The 26,217-nt window shown below is 64.6% G+C and carries 23 protein-coding genes; 7 read left to right on the plus strand and 16 right to left on the minus strand.

Annotated elements, in window-relative coordinates; translation table 11 throughout:
* Positions 1-42 precede the first annotated feature (42 nt).
* The 5 genes from fdxA to DCY11_RS09865 form a co-directional block, all read right to left on the minus strand.
* Positions 43-381: a ferredoxin FdxA gene (gene fdxA, locus DCY11_RS09845; protein WP_108682742.1), complete on the minus strand. Its 339-nt coding sequence runs from the start codon at positions 379-381 to the stop codon at positions 43-45.
* Between the two features lie 224 nt (positions 382-605).
* Positions 606-971: an RNA-binding S4 domain-containing protein gene (locus tag DCY11_RS09850; RefSeq protein WP_245409332.1), complete on the minus strand. Its 366-nt coding sequence runs from the start codon at positions 969-971 to the stop codon at positions 606-608.
* Between the two features lie 11 nt (positions 972-982).
* Positions 983-4,198 carry a helicase-related protein gene (locus DCY11_RS09855; protein WP_108682744.1) on the minus strand — a complete coding sequence of 1,072 codons (3,216 nt, stop codon included), beginning with the start codon at positions 4,196-4,198 and terminating at the stop codon, positions 983-985.
* A 426-nt stretch (positions 4,199-4,624) separates the two neighbouring features.
* Entirely contained in the window at positions 4,625-5,380 is a 756-nt protein-coding gene (locus DCY11_RS09860) for a hypothetical protein (protein ID WP_159079932.1), read from the minus strand.
* A 287-nt stretch (positions 5,381-5,667) separates the two neighbouring features.
* The gene (locus DCY11_RS09865; RefSeq protein ID WP_108682746.1) at positions 5,668-6,759 is read right to left on the minus strand and encodes a DUF3108 domain-containing protein; all 1,092 of its coding nucleotides are present in this window, start codon (positions 6,757-6,759) and stop codon (positions 5,668-5,670) included.
* Between the two features lie 242 nt (positions 6,760-7,001).
* Between DCY11_RS09865 and rpmB the strand changes: the two genes are divergently transcribed.
* Entirely contained in the window at positions 7,002-7,310 is a 309-nt protein-coding gene (gene rpmB / locus DCY11_RS09870) for a 50S ribosomal protein L28 (RefSeq protein ID WP_069443657.1), read from the plus strand.
* Positions 7,311-7,344: 34 nt separating this feature from the next.
* Here the strand turns inward: rpmB and DCY11_RS09875 are convergent, their stop codons facing one another.
* From DCY11_RS09875 to DCY11_RS09890, 4 genes are all read right to left on the minus strand, one after another.
* Positions 7,345-8,391 carry an esterase-like activity of phytase family protein gene (locus DCY11_RS09875; RefSeq protein ID WP_108682747.1) on the minus strand — a complete coding sequence of 349 codons (1,047 nt, stop codon included), beginning with the start codon at positions 8,389-8,391 and terminating at the stop codon, positions 7,345-7,347.
* Positions 8,392-10,293, minus strand: coding sequence for a cobaltochelatase subunit CobT (cobT, locus tag DCY11_RS09880; protein ID WP_108682748.1), 1,902 nt, complete (start codon positions 10,291-10,293; stop codon positions 8,392-8,394).
* A gap of 49 nt (positions 10,294-10,342) precedes the next feature.
* Complete coding sequence (cobS, locus tag DCY11_RS09885; protein WP_108682749.1) at positions 10,343-11,332, minus strand: cobaltochelatase subunit CobS; 990 nt, start codon at positions 11,330-11,332, stop codon at positions 10,343-10,345.
* Positions 11,333-11,435: 103 nt separating this feature from the next.
* Positions 11,436-12,059, minus strand: a complete 624-nt coding sequence (locus tag DCY11_RS09890; RefSeq protein ID WP_108682750.1) for a J domain-containing protein — start codon at positions 12,057-12,059, stop codon at positions 11,436-11,438.
* 179 nt (positions 12,060-12,238) lie between these two features.
* Between DCY11_RS09890 and DCY11_RS09895 the strand changes: the two genes are divergently transcribed.
* The gene (locus DCY11_RS09895) at positions 12,239-12,523 is read left to right on the plus strand and encodes a BolA family transcriptional regulator (protein WP_108682751.1); all 285 of its coding nucleotides are present in this window, start codon (positions 12,239-12,241) and stop codon (positions 12,521-12,523) included.
* A gap of 6 nt (positions 12,524-12,529) precedes the next feature.
* On the opposite strand, the gene DCY11_RS09900 is transcribed toward DCY11_RS09895, so the two are convergent.
* Genes DCY11_RS09900 through DCY11_RS15920 form a run of 3 tightly spaced genes read right to left on the minus strand, consistent with a single transcriptional unit; the run spans position 12,530 to position 15,639 of the window.
* A complete protein-coding gene (locus DCY11_RS09900; RefSeq protein ID WP_108682752.1) occupies positions 12,530-13,852 on the minus strand; it encodes an HlyC/CorC family transporter in 1,323 nt (440 codons plus the stop codon).
* Positions 13,849-14,997 (minus strand): 3-dehydroquinate synthase, encoded by a 1,149-nt coding sequence (aroB, locus tag DCY11_RS15915; RefSeq protein WP_245409333.1) that lies wholly within the window; start codon positions 14,995-14,997, stop codon positions 13,849-13,851. Before aroB ends, DCY11_RS09900 begins: the two co-directional genes overlap by 4 nt.
* Before the next feature lie 27 nt (positions 14,998-15,024).
* Positions 15,025-15,639 (minus strand): shikimate kinase, encoded by a 615-nt coding sequence (locus DCY11_RS15920; protein WP_174202145.1) that lies wholly within the window; start codon positions 15,637-15,639, stop codon positions 15,025-15,027.
* A 195-nt stretch (positions 15,640-15,834) separates the two neighbouring features.
* Here DCY11_RS15920 and DCY11_RS15925 point away from each other — a divergent pair, with 195 nt between their 5' ends.
* From DCY11_RS15925 to DCY11_RS09930, 5 genes are all read left to right on the plus strand, one after another.
* Positions 15,835-16,050, plus strand: coding sequence for a hypothetical protein (locus DCY11_RS15925; RefSeq protein ID WP_069443665.1), 216 nt, complete (start codon positions 15,835-15,837; stop codon positions 16,048-16,050).
* 45 nt (positions 16,051-16,095) lie between these two features.
* The gene (locus DCY11_RS09915; RefSeq protein ID WP_108683779.1) at positions 16,096-17,067 is read left to right on the plus strand and encodes a site-specific tyrosine recombinase XerD; all 972 of its coding nucleotides are present in this window, start codon (positions 16,096-16,098) and stop codon (positions 17,065-17,067) included.
* Between the two features lie 172 nt (positions 17,068-17,239).
* The gene (locus DCY11_RS09920; protein ID WP_108682753.1) at positions 17,240-18,193 is read left to right on the plus strand and encodes an acetyl-CoA carboxylase carboxyltransferase subunit alpha; all 954 of its coding nucleotides are present in this window, start codon (positions 17,240-17,242) and stop codon (positions 18,191-18,193) included.
* Positions 18,194-18,411: 218 nt separating this feature from the next.
* Positions 18,412-19,401 (plus strand): murein L,D-transpeptidase family protein, encoded by a 990-nt coding sequence (locus DCY11_RS09925; RefSeq protein ID WP_108682754.1) that lies wholly within the window; start codon positions 18,412-18,414, stop codon positions 19,399-19,401.
* A gap of 110 nt (positions 19,402-19,511) precedes the next feature.
* Positions 19,512-20,393, plus strand: a complete 882-nt coding sequence (locus tag DCY11_RS09930; RefSeq protein ID WP_208430441.1) for a murein L,D-transpeptidase family protein — start codon at positions 19,512-19,514, stop codon at positions 20,391-20,393.
* Here the strand turns inward: DCY11_RS09930 and DCY11_RS09935 are convergent.
* The 4 genes from DCY11_RS09935 to DCY11_RS09950 all read right to left on the minus strand — a co-directional run bounded on the left by DCY11_RS09935 (position 20,368) and on the right by DCY11_RS09950 (position 26,081).
* Positions 20,368-22,140, minus strand: a complete 1,773-nt coding sequence (locus DCY11_RS09935) for an SLC13 family permease (protein ID WP_108682755.1) — start codon at positions 22,138-22,140, stop codon at positions 20,368-20,370. The two genes, DCY11_RS09930 and DCY11_RS09935, sit on opposite strands and share 26 nt — an antisense overlap.
* A 76-nt stretch (positions 22,141-22,216) precedes the next feature.
* Complete coding sequence (gene secA / locus DCY11_RS09940) at positions 22,217-24,982, minus strand: preprotein translocase subunit SecA (protein WP_108682756.1); 2,766 nt, start codon at positions 24,980-24,982, stop codon at positions 22,217-22,219.
* 208 nt (positions 24,983-25,190) lie between these two features.
* Entirely contained in the window at positions 25,191-25,724 is a 534-nt protein-coding gene (locus tag DCY11_RS09945; protein ID WP_108682757.1) for an arsenate reductase ArsC, read from the minus strand.
* Positions 25,725-25,739: 15 nt separating this feature from the next.
* Positions 25,740-26,081, minus strand: coding sequence for a helix-turn-helix transcriptional regulator (locus tag DCY11_RS09950; RefSeq protein WP_108682758.1), 342 nt, complete (start codon positions 26,079-26,081; stop codon positions 25,740-25,742).
* Between the last annotated feature and the right edge of the window lie 136 nt (positions 26,082-26,217).

The raw sequence follows: 26,217 nt of genomic DNA on the forward strand, positions 1-26,217 counted from the left end.
GAGACCGCATTTTGGGGCCGCGTTCAGGCAGGCGTTCGGGCCCTAATCGCCCTCGCCGGGCTCCGCGGAGAAGTACTTCTCGAATTTGCCCTGCTCGGACACCTTGTCGTCCGCGCCTTCCATGGCCGGCTTCTTCGTCGTCAGGTTCGGCCAGATCTCGGCGTACTCGCGGTTCACGTCGAGCCACTTCTCGAGATCGGGTTCGGTGTCCGGCTTGATGGCGTCCGCGGGGCATTCCGGCTCGCAAACGCCGCAGTCGATGCACTCGTCCGGATGAATGACGAGCATGTTTTCGCCCTCGTAGAAGCAGTCCACGGGGCACACCTCAACGCAGTCGGTGTACTTGCATACAATGCATAAATCCGTGACGACGTATGTCATCGATTCCACATGCCATGGGGCTGTCCCAGCCCGGTTGCTTAAGCCCAGTACGGGCTCTCAGCAAAGCCCGGGGAGAAGGAGCCCTGCCTATAGCAATAGTGTCGGCAGCACAAGGCGTGGAGCCTGCCGGGAAACCCCAATTTTTAGGATGGATTTGCGGCTTTCTGCCGCTCGTTGAGGCGGAATTTCTGCCGCCCGCGCCCGCGCGCACGCGGGAACCGTTTTCAGCTCCAAAACGACCGGAACGTGTCGATGCGCCGGCGGTCCTTCTTGGTGGGCCGCGCGCCTACGCGGGCCTCGCCGGCAGGCCCGCCTTCGGTCTCGTCGGCCGGCGGGGTCAGGTCCTCGTAGAGGGTCCGGGCCAGGGGCGCCGGGCCGCGCCGGTCGGCGGCATCGAGGATGCGCCAAACCACGAGCCGCCCGGGCGGTGTTGCCGTGATGACATCGCCGAGTTGCACGATCCGGCTGGGCTTCCGCACCCGCTCGCCGTTGATCCGGACCTTGCCGTCCGCGATGAGACGGGTCGCTGCCGAGCGGGTCTTCACGGCCCGCGCGCACCAGAGCCATTTGTCGAGGCGCTGGCCCGTCACGCGGCCGCGTCCTAGCTCCGGCCCGAGCGGCCGCGTGCCGCCAGGCTGTCGCGCAGATCCTTGAGGGCCGCGAACGGCGAGTTCTCCGCTGCCTGCTCCCGTTTGGGCGAGGCGCTCCATTCCTTGCTTTTGCCTTGGCCACCGAAGCGATCGCCCTTGCCGCCTTTGCGGGGCGGTTTTCCGTGTTGGCGGTTCTTCTTATTGGGCTTGCCCTGGTGGTCGCCCTGTTGGCCACGCTGACGGTGCGGACGCTCCGCGCCGTCGCTGGCCTGCTTGCCGTCGGCACGGCCCCCGTGGCGGCCCTTGCCGCGCTGGTGCTGGCCTTGCTGATGCCGGCGTTTCGCCGGGCGCCAGATCTCGTCGAAGACGGGCTCGGGCTCCGCTGGGGCAGCGGCTGCACCGGCATTCTCGTCTTGGGCCGGAGCGTCTTGGGCCGGGGCATCTTGGGCGGGAGGCTCTTGAACCGCGACTTCGCCGGTAGCGGCATCCGGTTCGGAAGCGGCCGGCGCGTCCTCGGACGGCGCTGCTTGTAGTTGCGGCTCGGCAGGGACGTCGATCTTCCGCCGTTCGAGACGGAAGCCAAGACCGCGCAGGATCGAGGCGAATTCCTCGCCGGAGCAACCGACCATGGACATGAGTTCCGGCACGACCCGGAAACCGCCGTCGCCGGTCGCGCCGGACGGCGGCGTGGGTGTCGCGGCGGCCTTTGCTGCCGGTGCGGCTTGCGGCGTTGGGGCGGCCTCGGCGGGCACGCTCTCCGTTTCGGTAGCCGACACCTCCGTTGGTGCCGCCCCGGTCTCCGAGGTCTCTGCCGTAGGTTCTGCTGCGGTTGCCGCCGCCGGCTCGGGCGTCTCGGTCTTCGGCGCGGGCCGCCAGGTGACGCGGGCGCGGATCAGGTCCGACAGCCGCTCGAGCATGTCGATCCGAACCGCACGGCTGCCGGCCACGTGAAAACCGGCCGCGCGCCAATAGGGCTCGGGCAAGGCGCCGTTCGCCGGCACGGAGGTGAGGCCCTGCTGGGGCCGCTCCGGCATGGCGTCGATATCGATGCCGTACTCGGCGCCGCCGTGGAGCGCCCAGAGCTGCAACAGCAGCTCCGCCGCCGCCGGCTTCAGAAGCGCGGGGAAATACAGATTGAAGGCTCCGAACCGGACGCCGTATTTGCGCAACTGTCCGCGATCGGACTGGTCCAGCGCCTTGATGTCGTCGGCTGCCCCTTCGCGGCGGAGCACGCCGAGATTCTCCGTGAGACGGAACGCGAGGCCGCGTGCGAGACCCGTGAGATCCTCTGCGCGGTTGAGATCCATCAGCGGCTTGAGCTTTGCGTCGAGATGCGCCGTGAGCCAGGCATCCAGACGCGCGGCGACCCGTTCCCGGTCCGGCGCGCTCAAATTCTCGTCGGCGAACACTTCGATGCGCGGCTTCAGGGCCGTATCGCCCGCCACCAGACGGCCGATCTCGCAGCCCTGCCACAGGATGCGGCCATTGCCCGACAGGGTGATCGCCTCGTCGGCCGCCGAGCCAAGTGCATCGGCGCGCTGCGCAAGCTCGCTCGCCAGGATCTGCGTGGCGGCGTTGCGCGCGGCCTTGCCGTGAATACCCTCGCCCGCCGCATCAGGGGTGAAGCGGAAGCCGTCGAGCCGGCCCACGAAATGGTTCTCGACCAGGATCTGTCCGTCGTCGCCGATCTCGGCCATCATCTCCTCCTTGTCGCGCAGCCGCCGCATGAGCACGCTGGTTCGCCGGTCGACGAAACGTTGTGTCAGGCGTTCATGAAGCGCGTCGGACAATTTGTCCTCAATCGATCGGGTGCGCTCTTGCCAGTGCTCCGGATCGTGCAGCCATTGAGCGCGGTGGGACACAAATGTCCAGGTGCGAATTTGCGCAAGGCGATTGGAAAGTGTGTCTATGTCGCCTTCCGTCCGGTCCGCCTGCGCCACCTGGCGGGCGAACCAGTCCTCGGGGATTTTGCCTTCGTCGCTCATGACGAAGCCGAACAGCGCCCCGACCAGGTCCGCATGGTCCGCCGGTGAGACGCGCTGATAGTCCGGAATCTGGCACATGTCCCAGAGCAGGCCGACCGCCGCCGGCGACTTGGCCATGTCGCACACGGCCTCGTCGCGCGTGACATTCTCGAGCGCAATCACGTCGTCCACCATCCGGGACCGGGTGAGGCGCGGGTGAATGGGCGTTTCCCGCAGGCTCTCTTTCAGGGCCTCGATGGAGGCCATGTCCAGCGTGCGGCTGCGCCATTGCAGGACGCCCACCTGGTCGAAGCTGTGGGTTTCCAGGCGCTCGATCAATTCGGCGTCGAACGGCCCGGCCTGACCCGTGACCCCGAACGTGCCGTCATTCATATGGCGACCGGCGCGGCCGGCGATCTGTCCGATCTCGGACGGGGTCAGGTTGCGATGGGTATGGCCGTCGAACTTCCGCACGCCCGCGAAGGCCACGTGATCGAGATCGAGATTGAGCCCCATGCCGATGGCGTCGGTCGCCACCAGATAGTCGACGTCGCCGTTCTGATAGAGCGCGACCTGCGCATTGCGGGTGCGCGGGGAGAGGGCGCCGAGTACGACGGCCGCACCGCCGCGCTGGCGGCGCACGAGTTCGGCGATGGCGTACACATCGTTTGCCGAGAAGGCGACGATGGCGGAGCGGCGGGGCAGGCGCGTGATCTTCTTCTCGCCCGCATAAGACAGGCTCGACAGGCGCGGCCGGGAGACGAGATTGGCGCCGGGCAGCAGCTCGCGGATGGCATCGCGCATGGTCGCCGCGCCGAGCAGCAAGGTCTCGGACGTGCCGCGCGCATGGAACAGGCGATTGGTGAAGACGTGCCCACGCTCGCCGTCGGCGGCGAGCTGGATCTCGTCGATGGCGACGAAGTCGGCCTCCAGCTCGCGCGGCATGGCTTCCACGGTGCAGACATAGAAGCGCGCGCGGGGCGGCTTGATCTTCTCTTCGCCGGTGATGAGGGCGACCTGGCCGGCGCCCGCCTTGGCGACGACCTTCTCGTAGACCTCGCGGGCGAGCAGGCGCAGCGGCAAGCCGATGACCCCGACCTCGTGGGCGAGCATCCGCTCGATGGCGAGATGGGTCTTGCCGGTGTTGGTCGGACCGAGCACGGCGGTCACGCCACGCCCGCGATTGGGCGGACCGTGAGCCCCTGTCGTCGGCGCACCCGTGGCCGGGCGGCCTGTGGATTGTGTGGATAAGGCTTTGGACATACGGAGAAATTCTTAAGGCGATCCGGTGTCAGCCGCGAACGGGGGGAGAACGAATCCCGTCCGAATCGCTGACTCCAGCGTATTCGACTTATGTTCCGTTCCAAACTGGAACAACGACGCAGGTGTGGAGCGCCTCGCTCACATGTAAGCGGCCTTGGGCCCGTGCGCTATATGTAGTTTTCTTTTCTCTCACGGGTTTGCCCACGCCGGGTCGCAACGGGAACAGAGCAGGGGCGAATCAGGGGATCGTAAATTTTCGCGCACCGTTCCCTACGACATGTTGTGGTTTTGGGGGGCCGCGTTAACGAAGCCCGGTGGCGCGCCTCTCTTCGTCACCCCCGGGCTTGTAGGGTCCACTAGGGCGGTCCGACCATAGTCGTCGCTTCTAGGAGGCGGTGGACAGCCCCTTGTCCGCTTTGGTGCCTGTCACTCCTTGTCCACCACCCACGACCACTCTTGCTTGGTGGAATTGCAGTTTTCGTCCAGTGTGATGGTGAAGCGCATAGCTGGCTTCAAATGATGCACTAGCTGCCCGGGTGGGCCATACGCAATGTCGGTCGAGAAGGTCCCCAGTACCTTGTCACAAGGGACACCGCCCAGTTCAACCTTTGGCCCTTCATAGGTAATAACTTGCCCTGGCTGCATGACCGGACCTTTGCTGGGGTACTCCGTCTTTTTCTCGGGTACCTTCTCTAGAACTCTGAGATCAAAATTGTTGATCGCGTACTGAATGTCCGATTGCGCGTCGTTGCGGATCACGATGGAAATCTGAACACGCTCAAGAGTCTTTTTGCCACCTTCTTCTCGGATATCTCTTCTGAAGAGGGGGTCCACGAATTTGAGCTGACTCTTGATTGCCAGTATGTCGGGGGAGACTTTGCCTTGCGCGCTCCAGTCTTCCCGGAGCATCACAATGCCCAAGGCCAGAATAGCCGTCCCAATGGCTATCAATGCCACTGCGAGTAGCATCCTTGTTCTCCTGGTGAGAGGCCCGACCACTGTCTCTACAAGGGGCCAGAGTGAGTATCTAAATGGCCTGACGACGAACCACGCAAAATAGGCAAACAGGCCGGCCAAACCTCCCCAGAACATTATCTGTCCGAGCCAGAACGGCAGTTGGGGGAACGCTTGCGAAGCGCCCATCACAACGATGTCCGCAAGCAAAAAGAGCACATGCATCAAGCTGACCCCCGCGTAGGTTGCGCCCTCAGCGTAGCACGCCCCAAGGGCTGGTATTCGCCAACGGGATGTATGCCTCGATGTCCGTCCGGATCACGATGTGGACTAGATATTGTCGCCACACGGTCGCGAGGCGGCGCTTTCGCAGGTTCACACCGTGAACAGACCGGCGACGAATCAGGGGTTCGTAAATCTTCGGGCCCTGTTCCCTACGACATGTTGTGGTTTTGGGGTCGCGCGTTAACCACGCCGTCCCGACCGGGCCACGAAGTGGCTCAGCGGGCTTTGGCTCAGCGCGCCTCGGCGCGGCCGGCGCGGCCCACGCGCATGGACGTGGCCACTGCCACGGCGGTGTAGCCGCCGAAGGCAGGGATCGTGATTTGGTAGGGCACATACATGCCCGTGCCCCGCAAGGGGACGAGCCAGGCTTCGATGCCGCCCGCTTGGCGCAGCTCCTCGATCCCCGGGTCGCCGCGCGGATAGCCGGAGATCGGCACGAACTTCACTTGGCACACGGCGGCGGGCCCGGAGTAGTTGCCCTTGCCCCGGTTCTGCACCATCACGCGCTTCTTCGGCTTGAGGACAAGATCGTAACGGGAGCGCCCGTCGAACACGGGAATCACCTGGTTGCAGACGCTGAGATTGGCGCGGGTGTCGTTGGAGCGCGCCGTCAGAAACGCGCCGGAGAGCGGGTCCACCACGCGCTGAACCTGTTCCTTCGTGACCTTGATCTCTCCGGGATAGGGGCGGGGCTTCGGCCAGATCTTCACCGACTGCACATAGCCGTCTCCGAAGTCGATGCTGAGGCGCTCCTGGTATTTGCCGTCGCTCTGGCTGAACGAGTAGGAGCGGGGGTTCGCGCCGTCTGTGGTGGCCTCGCCCGAGCCGTGGAGGCGGCCCTGCCAGTTGAACACCCAGCCCTTCAGCACGGAGAAGGTGCCGTTGCCGCGCAAGGAATATTGGCCGTTCTGCACCGTGCCCGAGATGCTGAAATTGCCGAGGTTGAAGCGGCCGAGGCTGACATTGTAGACGGCCTGGAAGCGCGCCGAGGTGTCGACCGGGCCGGCCCGTTGTTCAGGTTCTACGGGGGCGGGCTCCAGGTTCGGTTCCGCGAACTCGCTGTCGTCCTCGTCCCCCGGCTTGTTCTTGTCGTTGTAGAGGCCTTCGATGGGGAAGGGTTCGGTCTCGTCCAGGATTGAGCCGCGGGCGCCAAAGTTGGCGTCAGCGTCCGGCGCCGGGCCGTCGGGGCCGGTTTCGGCCCGCGCGATGCCATGGGGGGATGCGTCCAGCGCGACCAACGCCAAAACGGCGATGCCAAGCGCTAGCCCGGCCACCGCGGCGACTTTGGCCGCAATACTCAAGACGTGTCGTGCGACCCGCATCTATCGCAGTCCCTCCAGGGCCCCCCGGCCACCTTATCTCTTGACTGGCCAGTGAGCAGGATTAGTCGGATTCGTCAATTCGGCCAACACAGGCGGGAAACCCTCTGAATGGCTGAAAAGCGTATGGCACCTTGACCGAAAACGGTCATCCCCGTATATGTCCCGGCCTTGAGCCTCGCGCTGGTGAAACGTCACGAGCTGCGACAGGTATTCACAAGATTTTCGTTAGAAGGACAAGGACCATGGCCCGTCGCTGCGAGCTGTCCGGCAAAGCCGTGCTCACCGGCAACAATGTGAGCCATGCAAAGCGCCGCACGCGGCGCCGCTTCCTGCCGAATCTGAGCAATGTCACGCTTCAGAGCGACACTCTGAAGAAGGCTGTCCGCCTCACCGTCTCCGCCAGCGCCCTGCGCTCGGTCGAGCACCGTGGCGGTCTGGACGCCTATCTGCTCAAGGCCGGCGACGACGAACTCTCGCTGAAGGCACGCCGCCTGAAGCGCGAGATCGCCAAGGCGAGCGAGAAGGCGACCGAGGCGCAGGCGGCCTCTTAAGGCTTTCGCCGCGCCGCGACCTCGCCGCGTCGCCCTACGGCAGCGTAAACTGCATGATCAGCGAGCGCTGAAAAGCGCTGAAGTTATCGTCCGACATGAGCGTCAGGACGGTGGTGCCGTCTTGCGCGCGGTGAACCGCGATCGCTTCCATATTGTCGATATTCAAAAGATCGTCGGTCTCGAGCAGCGTCTCGCCGGTGATCAGCTTGCCGGGCTTGAGGTCCGCAGGCGAAATCCGCCGGATACGCATCTTGACGCCTTCGCTATAACGGAAGCGCCGCTCCAAGAGCAGCAATCCGCCATCGGGCAATCCGGCGGCGTCCGTGATGTCGAACCCCCCGAGCCTGCGTATCGTGATCGCACCGGGCGAAGGCCCGCCGATCAGCCAGCCGATCAGATTGCCGGCCCGGTCTCGCAGATACTCCGGCAGCGCCACCACCGTTCCTTCCATGCGCCCCGACCGGATCGTGGCGACCGCCTCCAGCCCTTGGTTGGCGTTCATGGCGCGTGCCGCCTTGGGCAGCGGAATGGTCCCGTTCGGCGGGCCGAAGCGGTCCGGCGTGAAGGGATAGCGCATGATGCGGTGATCCCGCTCGAACGAGACGAGGGCGCTGCCGCTGTTCGTGTTGCTTGAAAGAAGGGCCATGCCTTCGGCGTCTTGCTCCGCCTCGGAGCGCAAGGGGCTGCCGTCCTTGTCGAGGATGGGTCCGAGCATGACGTTCGACAGGCTCGCAAGACGGCTCCCATCGTATTCGAGGGTCGCGCGCATCCAGGAGCCCGCGTCGGACAGGGCCAGGAGCGTGGTGCCGGTCGGATCGAGCGCCATGGCCGAATAGCCGCCGAAATGCACCGAGCGGGCGAACAGGTTGAGCCCGCCGCGATAGATCAGCTTGCCGAACCGCGTCTTCGTGGGGTCGTCGCGATCGAAAGTGATCGGGACCACGGAGACGCGCGTCTCCGTCGGACCCGACAGGGGCGTGGAGGGCTTCGCCACCAATGCGGATGCGCTGAGATATAAGACGGCGATGGCGGCGAGCCCTGCTGCCAGAGCCGCCGTGGTCTTGGCCGGGATCAGCCGCACCTAGTGCAGCACCTTCCGTTTCGCGCGGGCGGCGCTCGGGTTGGCGCGTTGCAGCGCGCGCAGGGCCGCGTCTTCGTCGAAGAGTTCGGCGAGTTTGTCGGTCATCGCGCCGGCGAGTTCCTCCGCGTCCGTGATGGTGACAGCGCGGCGGTAATAGCGGGTCACGTCGTGACCGATGCCGATGGCCAGTAGTTCGATGGGGGAGCGGGTCTCGATCTCATGGATCACTTGGCGCAGGTGCTTTTCGAGATAGGCGCCCGAATTGACCGACAGCGTGGAATCGTCGACCGGCGCGCCGTCCGAGATCATCATCAGGATGCGACGCTGTTCGGGCCGCGCCAACAAGCGCTTGTGCGCCCAAGCCAGCGCTTCGCCGTCGATATTCTCCTTGAGCAGTCCTTCGCGCATCATCAGGCCGAGATTGCGCCGCGCCCGGCGCCAGGGCGTGTCCGCCGCCTTGTAGACGATGTGCCGCAGATCGTTCAGGCGTCCCGGGAAGGGAGGCTTCATGGCGTTGAGCCAGGCTTCGCGCGCATGGCCGCCTTTCCAAGCGCGCGTGGTGAAGCCCAAAATCTCCACCTTCACGCCGCAGCGCTCCAGGGTGCGCGCCAGAATGTCGGCGCAGCAGGCCGCGACCATGATCGGTCGCCCACGCATGGAGCCTGAATTGTCGAGCAGCAAGGTCACGACCGTGTCGCGGAATTCGGTGTCGCGTTCCTGCTTGAAGGTCAGCGGGTGCATGGGATCGATGATGATCCGCGTGAGGCGCCCCGCATCGAGCGTGCCTTCTTCGAGGTCGAAGTCCCAGCCGCGATCCTGCTGAGCCAGCAACCGGCGTTGCAGCCTGTTGGCGAGCCGCGCCACCGCGCCTTGGAGCGAGACGAGCTGCTTGTCCAGGAACGACCGAAGCCGGTCGAGTTCGTCGGGGTCGCACAGATCCTCGGCGGTGACGATCTCGTCGAACGCCTCCGTGAAAATTTTGTAGCCGAACGCAGACGGGTCATCGAGAACCGAGAAATTGGGCCGCCAGGGATCGGAGCGGCGCGGCAGATCGGCCGAGTCCGCGTCGTCGTCCAGCTCGTCGGTCGGTCCGTCTTCCTGGTCCTCGAGCGTGTCTTCGGCGGTGTCGTCGGGTTCGGCTTCGGACTCTTGTGCGAGTTCAGTGCCGTCCTGCGCCTCGGCCGCGTCCCCTTGGTCCTCGGTCTGATCCGGCTCGGACTCGCCGTCCTCGGAGGACTCTTCATTCTCTTCGCCCTGATCGAGCTGGTCGGCCATGTTCAGCGCCGTCAGGAGGTCGCGCGCGAGCTGACCGAAGGCTTCCTGATCGAGCACGGTGCCCTGCATCCGGTCGAGCTGCGTCTTGGCGCGCTCCTCGACCCACGGACGCCACAGATTGACCAGCGGCCGCGCCCGGGCCGGCGGCGCCTCGCCTGTCAGCCGTTCCCGAACCATGAGGGCAAGGGCGTCGGGCAGGGGCGCTTCGGAGCGTTCGGTCTCCTCGGTGATGCGGCTGCGCGCGTAACGCTGCTCCGTGCGGGCGGCGAGATTCTGGGAGACCCCTTCCATCCGCGTCGCGCCGATCGCCTCGACACGGGCTTGCTCGAGGGCTTCGAATACGGCCCGGGCTTCGCCGCCCGAGGGTGCCAGGCGCCGGTGCAGCGCTTCGTCCCGGCAGGAGACCGTGAGCGCCGCGGCATCCGCGTGGCCGCGAATGGCCGCCAACTCCTCACGCGTGGGTACGCGGGGCGGTTCGGGGATCCGCGCCGTTTTGCCGGAAAGTCCGGGCGGTTCGTTCGAGAACACGACTTCCACGCCGCTATCGGCGGCGATCGCTCGCGTCGCCAGCGTTACCGCGCGCTTGAACGGATCGAGGGGCGCCTCTTTCCGTTTCGGTCCAGCCATGACGTGTTCCTGGATGTCCTGCGGGCTTAATTGTCCGAGGGGCTTGGCCTTAGCTCAACGCCACATTGGCGGTTGAGTCCGGCAAGTCCTCGCCGAAGCAGCGCTGATAGAACTCGGCGATCAGACCGCGCTCCAACTCGTCGCACTTGTTGAGGAACGACAGCGCGAACGCGGTGCCGACGTCGCCGAAGATCTCCGCGTTCTCGGCCCAGGTGATCACCGTGCGCGGGCTCATCACCGTGGACAGGTCGCCGTTCATGAAGGCGTTGCGGGTCAGCTCGGCCACGCGGACCATGTTCGACACGACCTTGCGGCCTTCTTCGTTGCCGTACGATTTCACCTTCGCCATGACGATCTCGACCTCGTCGTCGTGGGGCAGGTAGTTGAGCGTGGCGACGATCGACCAGCGGTCCATCTGGCCTTGGTTGATCTGCTGCGTGCCGTGATACAGGCCGCTCGTGTCGCCGAGGCCGATCGTGTTGGTGGTCGCGAACAGGCGGAAGGCCGGATGCGGCCGGATGACCTTCGACTGGTCGAGCAGCGTCAGCTTGCCCGACACTTCCAGCACGCGCTGGATCACGAACATGACGTCGGGGCGGCCCGCATCGTATTCGTCGAAGCAGAGCGCCGTGTTGGTCTGCAGCGCGTAGGGCAGGATGCCCTCGCGGAACTCGGTGACCTGCTGACCGTCCTTGATGACGATCGCGTCCTTACCCACGAGATCGATCCGGCTCACATGGCTGTCGAGGTTGACGCGGATGCAGGGCCAGTTAAGCCGCGCGGCCACCTGCTCGATATGCGTCGATTTGCCCGTGCCGTGATAGCCCTGAATCATCACGCGCCGGTTGTGTTTGAACCCGGCGAGAATGGCCAGCGTCACGTCGCGGTTGAAAAGATAATCCGTGTCGACGTCCGGGACGTGCTCGTCCGGCTGGGAGTAGGCCGGCACCTCGAGATCGCTATCGATGCCGAAAACTTGTCGTACGGAGACGGACATATCCGGGAGACCGGCGTCGTTCGTCGCTGTTTCAAGAGTCATGGTCGATGATGAACCTTTATCGGTGATGGGCGCGCATCGCGTCACAGGGACGGCGCCGAGACCCCTGCAAAAAGGCGATTTCGCGGGAGTGTGGCGGCGCAGGCTATGCGAGCCCCGCTTGCCTTAGATAGTTATAGGCTTGGATGACTTCACGCAACTTGTCCTCGGAGGACCGGTCGCCGTTGTTGTGGTCCGGGTGAAGCCGTTTCACGAGCTCCTTGAAGCGCGTTTTGATGTCTTGCTTGGTGGCGTCGTCTTCCAGATTGAGCTGGCGGAGCGCCTTGCGCTCGAGGCGTTTCAGCGGACGCTTGACCTTGCCCGGGGCTTCGCCCGCGGGGCCTCTCTCGCCGAAGAGCCCAAAGGGGTCCTTGGTCTCGAAACGGTAGCCGTAGCCGCCGCGGGCACCTCGGCCGCGTCCCTTGCTCTTGCCGTACGCGTTGACGCCGACGAACCAGGTGGGCCGGTCGCCGATCTGGTCGGCTTTTTGCTGCGCCACCACTTCCTCGTCGGGCACGCCGGAGAAATAGTTGTAGCCCTTGTTGTATTCGCGCACGTGATCGAGACAGAAGCGATGGTACTTCCCCTCCATCCCGCGCCCCTTGGGCGCCGGATAGAGTCCGGGATTGTTGCACCCCTCCCACTCGCATTTGGGCGAGGAGTCGCGCAGCAAGCGATCCTCGTCGGGCTTGACCCTCAGGTGGTCGAATATTTTTGAATCGAGTTTCATGTGACCGGCATTATGGGAATCGTTATTGGGCACAACAAGGATGGCTCGACGATGACAATGGCGGTACTCTGGCCGATTAAGCTGATGCGTTTGCCGCATGGCGGCGAGCCGCGTGTCCCCGTCCTCCGGAGCAATCCTCCCATGGGATTGCTTCCGTGCGATTAAGAGTGCCGAGCCGAATGAGTGTCGAACAAACCATCAAAGAAAAACTGACCGCGGCCTTCTCGCCCGAAGCGCTGCAGGTCGTCAATGACTCCCACCACCATGCGCACCATGCCGGCTCGCCCGGAACGGGCGAGAGCCATTTCTCGGTTCTTGTGGTCTCGCCAGCCTTCGCGGGCAAGTCGCGGCTGGAGCGCCACCGCATGGTCAACGAGGTTCTGGCCGATGAGCTGTCGGGAAAAATCCACGCGCTGGCCGTGACGGCGCTGACGCCCGAGGATGCGGCGAAGCAGCCGGCCTAAAGTCCCCTAAGACGCGGAGTTCGCGGACGGCTTGGCGTCCTTCGCCTCCGCCTCGTCGGCGTCCTCGTCCGGCGGCACCACGCGCAGGCGTGTGATGCGGTTGCGGTGCCGGCGGAGCACCTCGAAACGGAAACCGTGGAAGTTGAATGTCTGTCCGGGGTTGGGGATGGCCTGCGCCTCGTGGATGACGAGGCCGGCCACGGTGGTCGCTTCCTCGTCCGGCAGGTCCCAATCCATGAGCCGGTTCACGTCGCGGATCGGCACCAGGCCCTCGACGATGAGCGAACCGTCGGCTTGCGGCTGTGCGTCCGTGGCGGCCACATCGGTCTCGTCGGTGATGTCGCCGACGATCTCCTCGATGATGTCTTCCAGCGTGAGCAGGCCCATCACCTCGCCGTACTCGTCCACGACGATCGCGAAATGAGCCTTCCGTTTCAGGAAGGCCGCCAGCTGGGCTTTCAGCGTCGTCGTGTCGGGCACGAACCAGGGCGGGGTCGCCAGCGCCATCACGTCGATCTTGCTGCTGTCGCCGTCGACGTCGCGCAAAGCCTTGAACAGGACTCGCGCATGCAGAATGCCGACGATCTCCTCGCGCTCGCCTTTCCACAGCGGCAGGCGCGTATGCGAGCTCTGCAGCGCGCGATCGATGATCTCTTCGGACGGCAGATCCGCGTCGATGGCTTCCATCTTGGTCCGGTGGATCATGATGTCGGACACGTCGAGGTCCCGTAGATCCAGCACGCCGCCCAACATGTCACGGTCGCCCTTCACCACGCCGCCTTCCTTGTGGTGCAGCTCGATCGCACCGCGGATCTCTTCATGCGCCGACAGGACTTCCGTGTCGTCGTCGATATTCGTCCCGAACAGGCGCAGCGTGTGCCGCACGAGGAACTGGAGTGCGGCCGTCACCGGCGCGAGCAGGGCGACGAGAACCTTGAGGGCCGGCGCGACGGCCAGGGCCATCTTGTCCGCGTTCAAGATGGCGTAGGTCTTCGGCAAGACCTCGGCGAAGACCACCACGAGCGCCGTCATGACGAGCGTGGCATAGGCGACGCCGGCCTCTCCGAACACGGACAGGAAGAGGCTCGTGGTCAGTGCGGAAGCGGCGATGTTGACGAGATTGTTCCCGAGCAGCAGCGCCCCGATCAGGCGCTCGCGCGAGTCGAGCAGGCGGTTCACGAGGCCTGCCCGGGCGCTTCCGTCTTCCTCCAGCGCATGCATGCGGGCCCGGCTCGCCGCCGTCAGGGCCGTTTCCGAGCCGGAAAAGAAGGCCGAGACGATCAGAAGGCCGACAATTGCGCCAAGCGTCAGTCCCAGAGCCAGCGTCATTGGGGCGCGCACTCCCGCTTAAGGAAGTCCGTCAACTCCGCCATGGAAACGTCGTCCTCGACGAACGCTTCACCGATGCCGCGCGTCAGTACGAGGACCATCTTGCCGCCCTTGACCTTCTTGTCTTGGGCCATGAGGCGCAGCATCTCACCGGGCGTCGGCTTGTCGCCGGGAATGGCGGACACTTCCGTCGGCAGGCCGACGGCCTTGAAATGGGCTTCTGCGCGGGCCGCATCGTCGGCGGCGCACAGGCCGCGCTCGACCGAGTACGAGAAGGCCTGCCGCATGCCGATGGAAATGGCCTCGCCGTGCAGCAGGCGATCCGAATAGCCGGCGAAGGCCTCCAACGCGTGACCGAAGGTGTGGCCGAGATTGAGAAGGGCGCGCTTGCCGCTCGTCTCGAGCTCGTCTTCCATGACGATGGCGGCCTTGGCGCGGGCGCTCGTCTCCACCGCATGGCGGCGCTTGGCCGTGTCGCCGGCGAAAATCTCCCGCCAGTTCTCTTCGAGCCAGGCGAAGAAGGGCGCATCGCCGAGAAGGCCGTATTTGGCGACTTCGGCATACCCCGCGCGGAACTCCCGTTCGCTCAAGGTCGAGAGCACGGAGATGTCCGACAGGACGAGGCTCGGCTGGTGAAACGTGCCGATCAGGTTCTTGCCCTGTTTCGTGTCGATGCCCGTCTTGCCGCCGATCGCGGAATCGACCTGGGCCAACAGCGTTGTCGGCATCTGCACGACGCGGACGCCGCGCCGCAGGACCGAAGCGGCAAAGCCGGCGAGGTCGCCAACGACGCCACCGCCCAGCGCGACGACGCAATCGCCCCGTTCGACGCCGAGTTCGAGAAGCGTCTCGCTCAGCTTGGCGAGCACGGGGAAACTCTTGCTGGATTCGCCGGGGGCGACGACCGCCGAGCCGAGGAACAGGCCCTCCTCTTCGAGGCCGGCTTTGAGCGGGCCAAGATGCAACGCAGCCACGTTGGCATCGCTCACCACGGCAAAGCGCGCGCCCGGAAGCAACGCCTTCAGGCGCTGACCGGCGCCGGCGGTCAGGTTCTCGCCGATGACGATCGGGTAGCCGCGCGCGGTCAGCGCGACCTGGATCTCGGTCTCGCCGTTGTTCGTTCCGTGGGCTGTCTGCGTCTGCACCAAAATACTTCCGTTCCTCTTTGCGCCTTATTGCGCCTTCGCCGGATCGCCGGTCTCTTGAGCGAGCCGGGCCGAAAGCGCGTCGATAATACTGCCCACCATGACGTCGTGGGGGGCTTCCTTGCTCTCCACGGTGATGTCCGCCTGCGCGTAGACCGGGTTCCGCTCGGCCATCAGTCTTTTCATCACGGTCTCGGGATTGTCCACCTGCAGCAAGGGTCTGTTGTCGCGGCGTCCGACACGTTTCATCAGGACGCGCAGGTTTGCTTTGAGCCAGATCGAAATCCCGTGCTCCTTGATCGCGGTTCGGGTGTCGGGATCCATATAGGCACCGCCGCCGGTCGCCAGTACCTGGGGACCGTTTTCCAGGAGCCGCGCAATTACCTTTCGCTCGCCGGTCCGGAAATAGGCCTCGCCGTGCTCGGCGAAAATCTCGGCAATGCTCTGACCCGCGGCGGCCTCGATCTCGCTGTCGGCGTCCGTGAAGGGCAGGCTCAGCGACGCCGCCAAGCGCCGGCCCACGGCGCTCTTGCCGGCCCCCATGAGCCCGATCAGGACGAGGGAGTTCTGGCCCAAGGAGCGGCGGATTTCCGCGAGTTGCCGGTCGCGGTCGCTGTTTTGTTCGGCAGTACGGTGAGGCATAAGACTAAGTCATAAGACATTGGAGTCGACGGACGTTTAAGTCGGGAGCGGAAGCCGCTAAAAAGGGGCCATGCTGACAGGGCGCCGCCGAATCGTCCATGATGGGATTCGCGAGGGGTTAAGGTGCTGCGGCGTTTTGAGTCATAATGCGGCCCTGTTCGAAACTGGACGATAATTAGGAAAACGAGCGCCCCGATGCCAACATTGTTTCGTTTCCTCGCGGTCTTAGGGACGATTGCCGGTGTCGTCGCTGGAAGCCTTTATGTGCTCGCTGAGTATTTTCAGCCAGAGCCGAAAGAAATCACCAAGGCCGTGCGGGGCCTCAAGGCCGAGCCGCGGCCGGTCTCGCCCACGGCCGCTACGGCGCAGGAGCCCTCCCTTGCCCTGCCGCCAAGCCATCGCGCCCAGTAGGCGCTCCCGGCCGATCCTCCGCCGAAACGTGGCGGGGGCATGAAAATGGCCCGGTCGAGCCCTTCTTTGCCATCAACGTCGTCCTCGGAACTGGCTCTGTTCGTGGAAATGCTCATGGCCGAGCGCGGGGCGGCGTCCCATACGGTCTCGGCCTATTCACGCGACCTCTCCGGTTTCCTCGCGTTTCTCGCCGCCAATAAGACGGATGCGGCCGCAGCCAGCGCCGATCACGTGCGGGCCTATCTCGAGGTCTTGGCCGCCGACGGGCTGGCGCCGACGTCGCGGGCCCGCAAACTCTCGGCGATCCGGCAGTTTTTCCGGTTCCTGCTAGCTGAGGGGGTGCGGAAAGACGATCCGACGTCCGCGATCGACAGTCCCCGCCGGGGACGGCCCTTGCCCAAGGTCCTGTCGCTTGCCGAGGTGGAAACCTTGATCGGAACGGCCAAGGAAGCCTGCCAGACCGCCGCCGAGGGCGCGCCGCGCCGCCGGGCCTACCGGCTCAACGCCCTCCTGGAAACGCTTTACGCCTCGGGATTGCGGGTTTCGGAGCTTGTGGCCTTGCCACGCAACGTCCTTGCGGTCGACGACCGCGTCATGACCATCAAGGGCAAGGGCGGGCGTGAGCGCCTGGTCCCGCTGAACGATGCGGCACGGGACGCGCTCGCGGCCTATCTCGCCGTCCTGGCGCAGGAGCCGGCGCTCAAGGCATCGCCCTTCCTGTTCCCGACCGGCGACGGGGGGCAGCACATGACCCGCCAGCGTTTCGGCCAGGAACTCAAGGCCCTAGCCCTGGCGGCGGGTCTCGATCCTGCGCGGGTCTCGCCCCACGTGTTGCGCCATGCCTTTGCCAGTCACTTGCTGGAACGGGGCGCCGACTTGCGGACGGTCCAGCAGCTCCTGGGGCATGCGGATATCTCCACGACGCAGATCTACACCCACGTGATCGAGGAACGTCTGCGGCGCCTGGTCGAGGAGCACCATCCGCTGGCCAAGGCGCAGTTAACGAAGCCGCGCTAGACTTGTTGCGGCCGGGCAGCCAATGGGTCCCAGTTGACAGGGCCTCGCGTCGAGGCCACTTAGAGCCGAATTTTGGTTGTTTTCTCTTTTGTCTTACGGATGCCCGCCTTGTGTCTTAAGGATGACCTGTATTTGGACAGGTTTGGGCGTCCAACGGGTTTAGCCGGGCTGCATGCGTACTTATCTCGATTTCGAAAAACCGATCGCGGAGCTTGAAAGCAAGGTCGCCGAGTTGAAGGCTCTTGCGACCGATGGCGATTCCGTACCGATCAACGACGAGCTGACGCGGCTCGAAACAAAGGCGCGCGAAGCCCTTGTGGAAACCTACGCCGCGCTCACGCCCTGGCAGAAGACGCAGGTGGCGCGCCATCCGGAGCGGCCCCATTTCACCGACTACGTCCGGGATCTCGTGCGCGATTTCACGCCCATGGCGGGCGACCGCTATTTTGCCGAGGATGAGGCGATTATCGGCGGTATCGGCCGGCTTGCGGGCCGGTCCGTCATGGTCATCGGCCACGAAAAGGGCTCCGACACAGAGGGACGCATCAAGCATAATTTCGGCATGGCCCGCCCGGAAGGCTACCGCAAGGCTGTCCGGCTGATGGAAATGGCCGACAAGTTTTCGCTGCCGGTGGTGAGCCTCGTGGACACGGCCGGCGCCTATCCCGGTATCGGCGCGGAAGAGCGCGGCCAGGCCGAGGCGATCGCCCGGAGCACCGAGTGCTGCATGCGTCTTGGCGTGCCCATCGTTTCGCTGATCATCGGCGAGGGGGGGTCCGGCGGTGCCGTGGCCCTCGCCACCGCGAACCGGATCTTCATGCTCGAGCACTCGATCTACACGGTGGCCTCGCCCGAAGCCGCTGCGTCGATCCTGTGGCGGGATTCCGCGCGGGCCCAGGACGCGGCCACCAACATGAAGATCACCGCTCAGGACCTGAAGAATTTCGGCATTGTCGACGGGATCATCCCGGAACCCGTGGGTGGAGCGCATCGGGACCCGGAGGCCGTCCTGCGGGCCGCCGGCGATGTCATCGTGAACGCCATCGCCTGGTTCGACGACTACACGCCCGACCAGATCAGAAAAGAGCGGCGCGAAAAATTCATGGCTATGGGGCGCGAAGCTTAGGGGACGCGAGTCCTAAGGGCCGCGACGCACAAAGAGCGCGAAGCCGCGTCTGCGAAGGTGCATCTGACCCTCCAAGTCTCTTTTTGGTCCAACTGCCGCGCGAAAATCCTATAGTCTAGAAGCGATTGGGCTGTGGGGACGGCCTGATCGCGCCGAGGGTCGTGCCTCGCTAGCCAATCCGAATTGAACTCTGCCGGGGGTGCAAAAGGGCTCGCCGCATGCGTCGTTTCACGATCTTAGGGGCCATTCTTTGGGCCTGTGCGGTCGTCTCGGTGGCCGTCCTGGCAGGCTGCACGGACTACTACCCCCCGCATATGCGGCCCATGTCGAGCAAGATGCGCGCGCTGATGGCCGAAAAGGGCATGACCCCTTCGCAGCCCATCCTCATCCGTCTCTTCAAGTCCGAAGCCGAGCTCGAGGTTTGGAAGCAGAAAGACGACGGGCACTACTACCTCCTGAAGACCTACCCGATCTGTAAATACTCCGGCGGGCTGGGGCCGAAGCAAAAGCAGGGCGACCTGCAGGCGCCGGAAGGGTTCTATGTGGTCGACAGGAAGCGGCTCAATCCGAAGAGCCACTACCACCTGTCCTTCAATATCGGCTACCCGAACGCGTTCGACCGGTCGCTGAATCGGACGGGCGCCAATCTCATGGTTCATGGCGAGTGCAAGTCGCGCGGCTGCTACGCCATGACGGACCCGGTCATCGAAGAGATCTATGCGCTTGTCGCCGAGGCCTTTGCCGGCGGGCAGGAGAAGTTTCAGGTCCATGCCTTTCCGTTTCGCATGACCACGGCCAACCTGGCGGCGCAGACCAGCAGCAAGTGGTTCGACTTCTGGGTCAACCTCAAGGAAGGCTACGACTACTTCGAAGCCACCCGGCTTGAGCCCCCGATTGCGGTATGCGGCAAACACTACGTGTTCAATGCCGCCTTTCCGGGTGGGAGGTATCCCGACCCCAGGCGTGCCTGCCCGCGCTACCAGAAGCTTCCCATGATCGCGTTCAAGCCCAAGCGGGAACAACGCGCAGTGGCCCAGTCTTCGCTCGCAGAACCGCTCGGCAAAGACATCAAGCTGCGTGTGGGCGAGGCGGCCCCCGTCTACAACGTGATGACGCTGGGGCCGGCGACACCCGATCCGGAGGTGCAGGGCAAGGTGAAGGCCGGCGACAAGGATAAGGTCGCGCAGCGAGGCGCCTACCAGAACTGACGGGAGGCGCGTTCCCGGTTTCGGGGATCATCCTCTGGCCCTCTTTCTCAGGCTGATTTGCACCCCTAGCATGGGGGTCCAACAACCGCGCTTGTCCGAGAGGGCTGACGATGCTGCGCTTACTCTTCGTCTCTGTACTGGTGGCCGTGCTCGCAGGTGGTGCGTATTACCTGTTCACGCCCGAGGGGCGGCAGCTCATCGATCGCGTGACGATCAACTGGGACCGCCAGGAAAATCGCGGGCACTTCCGGGCCGGCTGGCCCTTGCCGGGGACGCCGGACCTGACCCGTTTCTCCGCGCGAATGAACGAAGCCGGCGTGAAGCCCGGCATGCCGGTCTACATCCGCATCTACAAGCTCGAATCCGAGATCGAACTCTGGGTCCAGAAGAACGGCCGCTTCGAGCGCTTCGCCACCTATCCGATCTGCATGTGGTCCGGGCGCCTCGGGCCGAAGCTGAAGGAGGGCGACCGGCAGGCGCCCGAGGGCTTCTATACGGTGACGAAGGACGCGCTCAATCCCAACAGCGTCGAGCACCTGTCGTTCAATCTCGGCTTCCCGAACGCCTATGACCGCGGCAAGGGCCGCACCGGCTCGTTTCTGATGGTGCATGGCGGCTGCGCGTCGATCGGTTGCTTTGCCGTGACCGATGGGGTCGTGGACGAACTCTGGGCCTTCGTCACTGCGGCGCTCGACAACGGCCAGGCGCGTATCCCCGTCCACGCCTTTCCCTTTCGGATGACCGAGAAGAATCTCAGCCTCCGCTCGGGAGACAAATGGGCGCCGTTTTGGGCCAATCTGAAAACGGGACACGATCTGTTTGCCGAGGACCGCGTGCCACCCAAGGTGAGTGTTTGCGACGGGGCCTACGTGTTCGAACGGGGCAGCGCCGCCACGGTGGACAGCGTGGTCGAGGAGCATTGCCCCGAGACGGTGGCGGGGCACGGTCAGCGCGAACGCGCCGGCACTACAGAGGCCAGAAATACAGAATGAGCGGCGTGCCCGCGAGCAGCACGATGACGGAGAGCGGCAGGCCCAGCCGCCAGTAGTCGCCGAAGCGGTAGCCGCCGGGGCCCATCACCAGCGTGTTGCACTGATGGCCGATGGGCGTCAGGAAATCGCAGGCCGCGCCGATCGCGACCCCCATCAGGAACGCGTCGGGGTTGTAGCCTAGATTGCCGGCGAAGCTCGCGGCGATGGGCGCCATGACGAGCACCGTGGCCGCATTGTTGAGGAAGGGCGTCACGGCCATGGCCGCGGCCATGAGCAGGAGCAGCGCCCCGTAGGCCGGCAGATAAGACGCGGTCTCAGACAGCCATCCGGCGATGAGATCTGTGCCGCCCGTGGTGCGCAGCGCGTCACTGACGGGGATGAGCGCGCCGAGCATGACGAGGATGGGCCATTCCACCACGTCATAGGCTTCGCGCAGAGATAGCGAGCGGAGGAGCAGCAGCACGACGGCGGCGCCAAAGAAGGCGATGGCCACCGGCACGATACTGAAGGCGACAAGCCCCATGGCGACGGTCAGGACGGCAAGGGGCAGGAGGCTGCCCCGGCGCCCGATCCGCAAGTCGCGCTCGGCCAGCGGCAGAAGATGCAGTGCGCCGAGCGTCTCCGGCATGGTGGTCAGATTGCCCTGGAGCACGACCACGTCGCCGGCGCGGAGCTTCACCGCGCGCAACCGGTTGGCGATGCGGCGTCCGGTCCGGCTCACGGCGAGGAGGTCCATGCCGTGCCGGTCGGCGAGTTTCAACTGGCCGACCGAATAGCCGATCAGCTCGGAATCCGGTGTGATGACCGCTTCCATGATGCCGATCTCGTCGCTGGGCGTGTCGCGCCCGTTGCCCTCTGCATGAGGCACCAGTGTCAGCTTCTCCAGCGCGACAAGCCGTTCCAGGGCGGAGGGTTCGCCGCGCAGGATCAACACGTCGCCGGCCCGGATGATGTTGTTTCCCGCCGGGTCGAAGCGGCGCACCGTTCCCCGGATCAGCGAGATGACTTCGACGTCGCCCTCGCTGAGATCCTCGAGCGCCTTGACGGTGATGTTGGCGGCAGGGGAGTCTTCGGGAACGGCGACCTCGGTCGTGTAGCCTTCCAAGGTGAAGGCCGCATCCATGGAGACGATCCCTTTGCGGTCGTTTGGCAAGAGGCGCCAGCCGACCAGCAGAAACAGGAAGCCGATGAGCGAGAGGCAGGCGCCGACAGGCGCGAAGTCGAACATCTCGAAGGGCTGCCCGAGGGTCTGTTCGCGGACCCGGCTCACGATGATGTTCGGCGAGGTCCCAATGAGGGTGACGGTGCCGCCGAGGAGCGCGCCGAACGACATCGGCATCAGGAGAGACGACGGCGACGTTCCGCTGCGGCGAGAGACCTGGAACGCGACCGGCATCAGCATCGCCAGCGCGCCGATATTCTTCACGAACCCGGACATGACGGTGACCGAGCCTACGAGGGCGGCAATCTGCCGATACACTGTCGTGAGATAGGGGCCGAACCGGCGCACCAGCCGTTCGATTACGCCTGACCGGCCGACCGCGGCGCTGACGATGAGGGCGCTGCCGACGATGATGACAATGTCGTCGCTGAATCCGGAGAAGGCCTTCTCGGGCGGCACGATGCCCGCGGCGATCGCGGCCAGGAGCGATAGCAGCGCGACGACGTCGTAGCGCAGGCGTCCCCAGATGAAGAGCGCCATCATGCCGACGACGATGGCGAAGGCGAGCGCTTGGTCGACCGTCATGGCGTTCGCGGGGTCCCCCTTTAGGCTTTCGCCCTACCGCGCCACCGGTGCGTTGGCTTCAAGCAGATAGTTGTCGCTAAAACGCCCCGTGGCAGTGCTTGTATTTCTTGCCTGACCCGCACGGGCAGGGCGCATTGCGCTGGACCTTGCCCCAGGTCGAGGGATCGGATGGGTCGAGCGCCACGGCGGGCGCCTTGCGGGTGCGCATCGGCGCAGCCGCGCCGGATGCGGGCGCGGTTTCCGCACCCTCCAACGCAAACTCGTCCTCGCCCGTGGTGGGATCGATGTGGTGGGCTTCCATGGGCGGCAGGTCGGTGATGTCCAGGGACGGCGCGTCGGATTCCTGCGCGATCTCCGCGTGCATGATCTGCCCCGTCACAGCTTCGCGCAGGCGCGCGAGCATCTGCTCGAACAAGGTGAAGCTTTCGCTCTTGAACTCGTTCAGCGGATCGCGCTGGCCATAACCGCGCAGACCGATGACCTGACGCAAATGCTCGAGGGTCACGAGGTGCTCGCGCCACAGGCCGTCCAGGGTCTGGAGCAGAACCGCGCGCTCGAGCTGCCGCATGGTTTCCGAGCCGAACCTTGCGGCCTTGCGGGCGGCGGCCTCGTCGGTCGCCTTGATCAGCCGCTCGTGAATTTCGGCTTCGGCGATGCCTTCCTCGTCCGCCCAATCGGCGATGGGCAGGTCGAGAGCGAAGACGGTGCTGATCTTCTCCTTGAGCCCCTCCAGGTCCCATTGTTCGGGATATGACTTTTCGGGGATCGCCTCGGCAACCAAGTCGTCCACGACCTGACGGCGCATTTCCGCGACCGTCTCGGCGAGGTCCTCGTCCGCCAGGAGTTCGCGACGCTGCTCGAAGATCGCCTTGCGTTGATCGTTCATCACGTTGTCGAACTTCACGACGTTCTTGCGGATGTCGAAGTTGCGCGCTTCGACCTTGCCTTGCGCTTTCTCCAGAGCCTTGTTGATCCAGGGATGGACGATCGCCTCGCCGTCCTTGAGGCCGAGCGCCTGCAACATGCCGTCCATGCGCTCGGATCCGAAGATGCGCATCAGATCGTCCTCGAGGGACAGGAAGAAGCGGGAGGCGCCGGGATCGCCCTGACGGCCCGAACGGCCGCGGAGCTGGTTGTCGATACGGCGGCTTTCATGGCGTTCGGTGCCGACGACGTAGAGACCGCCGGCCTCGAGAGCCTGTTTCTTCTTGGCCTGGATGTCCGCGTCGATCTCGGCGCGCTTCGCTTCGACTTCCTCGGGGCTGGGCTCCTTGCCTTTTTCGGCCTGTTCGGCGAGCCAGTCCTCGAGCCGCATTTCCAGATTGCCGCCGAGCTGAATGTCCGTGCCTCGGCCGGCCATGTTCGTGGCGATGGTGATCGCGCCCGGCACGCCGGCCTGCGCAACGATGTGCGCTTCCTGCTCGTGGTAGCGCGCGTTGAGCACGTTGTGCGGGACTTTGCGCTTCTTCAGGAGCTCCGAGAGGATTTCCGATTTCTCGATCGAGGTGGTGCCGACGAGCATCGGCTGGCCGCGCTCCTGCGCGTCCCGGATCAGCTCGATGATGGCGTCGTACTTCTCTTTCGCCGTCCGGTAGACCTCGTCGTCCTCGTCTGCGCGCGCCATGGGCCTGTTGGTCGGCACCTCGACGACATCGAGACCGTAAATGTCCATGAACTCGTCGGCTTCGGTCAGCGCCGTGCCAGTCATCCCGCCGAGCTTGTTGTAGAGGCGGAAATAGTTCTGGAACGTGATCGTCGCGAAGGTCTGGTTCTCGGGCTGGATCTCGACGTGTTCCTTGGCCTCGAGCGCCTGGTGCAGGCCCTCGGAGAACCGGCGGCCGGACATCATGCGGCCCGTGAACTCGTCGATCAGGACGACTTCGCCGTTCTTCACGATGTAGTCGCGGTCGCGCTGGAACACTTTGTGGGCGCGCAGCGCCTGCTGCACGTGGTGCACCACGCTGACATTCTCGACGTCGTAGAGGGAATCGCCCTTGAGGAGGTCGGCTTCGATGAGGAGCTGTTCGATATGCTCGTTGCCCTCCTCGGTGAGCGAGACCTGGCGGGTCTTTTCGTCGAGCTCGAAGTCTTCGTCGTTGAGCTTGGGGATGAACACGTCGATCGTGTTGTAGAAATCGGAGCGGTCGTCGAGGGGACCGGAAATAATGAGCGGGGTCCGCGCCTCGTCGATCAGAATGGAGTCCACCTCGTCGACGATGGCGAAGGGATGTCCGCGCTGGACCATCTCGCTTTCGAGATACTTCATGTTGTCGCGCAGATAGTCGAAGCCGTACTCGTTGTTCGTGCCGTAGGTCACGTCGCACGCGTACTGCGCCTTGCGCTGCTCGTCGTTCAGATCGTGCTCGATCGTGCCGACGGTGAGGCCCAGGAAGGAGTAGATCTGCCCCATCCAGGCGGCGTCGCGCTTGGCCAGATAGTCGTTCACCGTCACGACATGCACGCCCTTGCCCGTCAGCGCGTTCAGATAGACGGGGAGCGTGGCGACGAGCGTCTTGCCTTCACCGGTCTTCATCTCGGCGATGCGGCCTTCGTGCAGGACCATGCCGCCAATGAGCTGCACGTCGAAATGGCGCTGGCCCAGCGTGCGCTTGGCGGCCTCGCGAACCGTGGCGAAGGCCTCCGGCAGGAGATCGTCGAGCGTTTCGCCCTTGGCAAGGCGTTCGCGGAATTCGTCGGTGCGGGCGCGTAGCGCCTCGTCGGAAAGGGTGGAAACCTCCGGCTCGAGGGCGTTGATCGCCGCGACGACCGGATCGTACTTCTTCAGTTTGCGGTCGTTGGATGAGCCGAAGACTTTATTGGCAATGGCGCCGAGGGAAAGCATCGAACCGTTAGCCTCTCAATGGCGTAAGCCGGGCCGCGCGGGGCTCTTCCTAGAGCCCTGGAGGTCCTTGGCGAATGGAGTATGAGACCCCCGGCGGTTGTTCGCCGGTCCCTAGAAAAAACGGCGAGAAATGCCGGGGGTCAACGCCGGAGACATAAGTGGCGGCCTCTGCCTTGTCAACGCGAGCGGCGGGGCACTCGTGGCACCGTCAGGCAGGCTCTTTGGTGGCCGCAGCGCCCTGTTTGCCGATTTCGTCGAGCTGTTTCTGCAGCGAGAGCTTGCTCAGGCTTGCGAACGGCAGGTTGACGAAGATCGTGATGCGCTGAAACAGCATGCGGTAGGTGTCGTCGAAGGCGAGCGCACGCACCGCGTCGGTGCCGTCGACCGCCGCCGGGTCCGGGAGGCCCCAATGGGCCGACATCGGCTGACCGGGCCAGATCGGACAGACTTCCTTGGCCGCGTTGTCGCAGACGGTGAAGACGAAATCGAGTTTGGGAGCCTCGGGGCCGCTGAATTCCTCCCAGGACTTCGAGCGCAAGCCGGACACGTCGTAGTTCAGCTTCCGCAACAGGTTGAGGGCATAGGGATTGACCTGGCCGGCCGGCATGCTGCCCGCGCTGTAAGCCTTGAATTTTCCGAGGCCTTCGCGGTTCATGATGCATTCGGCCATGATGGAACGGGCGGAATTGCCCGTGCATAGGAAAAGCACGTTCAGGGGATCGTTAGCGTCGCCGGGTTTCATGTCGGTTTCCTCCGTTCACTCCGAACAGCACGTCGCAAGCGTCGTCTCGATCAATGGGCCGCAAACCGACGGGTCTCCCTGACAGCAATCCTCCACGAGGAAGGAGAGCAGCGTCCGGGTGCCTTCGAGATCCACGGCGTAGATCATGGACCGGCCTTCTTTGCGGGCCTGGACGAGGTTGGCGCGCGCAAGGATAGCCAGGTGGGATGACAGTGTGTTCTTCGGGATGCCGACCGCCTCGGCGATATCGCCCGCCGCCATCCCGTTGAAGCCCGCCCGGACCAGCAACCTGAAAACCTTGAGACGGCTTTCCTGTGCCAGCCCGCCCAGCGCGTCGACAGCCTCTATAATATCCATAGTTCTAGAACTATTGAATAATTAGAATCCTGTCAATTCCTGCGGGTTGGCAAGTCCCGAGGCCAACGCTAAGAAGGCATCTGGGGAAGCACCCAAACCCGCTCCGCCACCAGTCGATGTGATTAGGCCGGAGCCG

The sequence above is a fragment of the Methyloceanibacter sp. wino2 genome (assembly GCF_003071365.1).
Classification (GTDB): domain Bacteria; phylum Pseudomonadota; class Alphaproteobacteria; order Rhizobiales; family Methyloligellaceae; genus Methyloceanibacter.

Bases quoted from the DNA above. Each gene is read 5' to 3' on its own strand.
- fdxA (WP_108682742.1), bottom strand. From the start codon at position 381: ATGACATACGTCGTCACGGATTTATGCATTGTATGCAAGTACACCGAC.
- DCY11_RS09855 (WP_108682744.1), bottom strand. From the start codon at position 4,198: ATGTCCAAAGCCTTATCCACACAATCCACAGGCCGCCCGGCCACGGGT.
- DCY11_RS09865 (WP_108682746.1), bottom strand. From the start codon at position 6,759: ATGCGGGTCGCACGACACGTCTTGAGTATTGCGGCCAAAGTCGCCGCG.
- rpmB (WP_069443657.1), top strand. From the start codon at position 7,002: ATGGCCCGTCGCTGCGAGCTGTCCGGCAAAGCCGTGCTCACCGGCAAC.
- cobT (WP_108682748.1), bottom strand. From the start codon at position 10,293: ATGGCTGGACCGAAACGGAAAGAGGCGCCCCTCGATCCGTTCAAGCGC.
- cobS (WP_108682749.1), bottom strand. From the start codon at position 11,332: ATGACTCTTGAAACAGCGACGAACGACGCCGGTCTCCCGGATATGTCC.
- DCY11_RS09890 (WP_108682750.1), bottom strand. From the start codon at position 12,059: ATGAAACTCGATTCAAAAATATTCGACCACCTGAGGGTCAAGCCCGAC.
- DCY11_RS09895 (WP_108682751.1), top strand. From the start codon at position 12,239: ATGAGTGTCGAACAAACCATCAAAGAAAAACTGACCGCGGCCTTCTCG.
- DCY11_RS09900 (WP_108682752.1), bottom strand. From the start codon at position 13,852: ATGACGCTGGCTCTGGGACTGACGCTTGGCGCAATTGTCGGCCTTCTG.
- DCY11_RS15920 (WP_174202145.1), bottom strand. From the start codon at position 15,639: ATGCCTCACCGTACTGCCGAACAAAACAGCGACCGCGACCGGCAACTC.
- DCY11_RS15925 (WP_069443665.1), top strand. From the start codon at position 15,835: ATGCCAACATTGTTTCGTTTCCTCGCGGTCTTAGGGACGATTGCCGGT.
- DCY11_RS09915 (WP_108683779.1), top strand. From the start codon at position 16,096: ATGGCCCGGTCGAGCCCTTCTTTGCCATCAACGTCGTCCTCGGAACTG.
- DCY11_RS09920 (WP_108682753.1), top strand. From the start codon at position 17,240: ATGCGTACTTATCTCGATTTCGAAAAACCGATCGCGGAGCTTGAAAGC.
- DCY11_RS09925 (WP_108682754.1), top strand. From the start codon at position 18,412: ATGCGTCGTTTCACGATCTTAGGGGCCATTCTTTGGGCCTGTGCGGTC.
- DCY11_RS09930 (WP_208430441.1), top strand. From the start codon at position 19,512: ATGCTGCGCTTACTCTTCGTCTCTGTACTGGTGGCCGTGCTCGCAGGT.
- DCY11_RS09935 (WP_108682755.1), bottom strand. From the start codon at position 22,140: ATGACGGTCGACCAAGCGCTCGCCTTCGCCATCGTCGTCGGCATGATG.
- secA (WP_108682756.1), bottom strand. From the start codon at position 24,982: ATGCTTTCCCTCGGCGCCATTGCCAATAAAGTCTTCGGCTCATCCAAC.
- DCY11_RS09945 (WP_108682757.1), bottom strand. From the start codon at position 25,724: ATGAAACCCGGCGACGCTAACGATCCCCTGAACGTGCTTTTCCTATGC.
- DCY11_RS09950 (WP_108682758.1), bottom strand. From the start codon at position 26,081: ATGGATATTATAGAGGCTGTCGACGCGCTGGGCGGGCTGGCACAGGAA.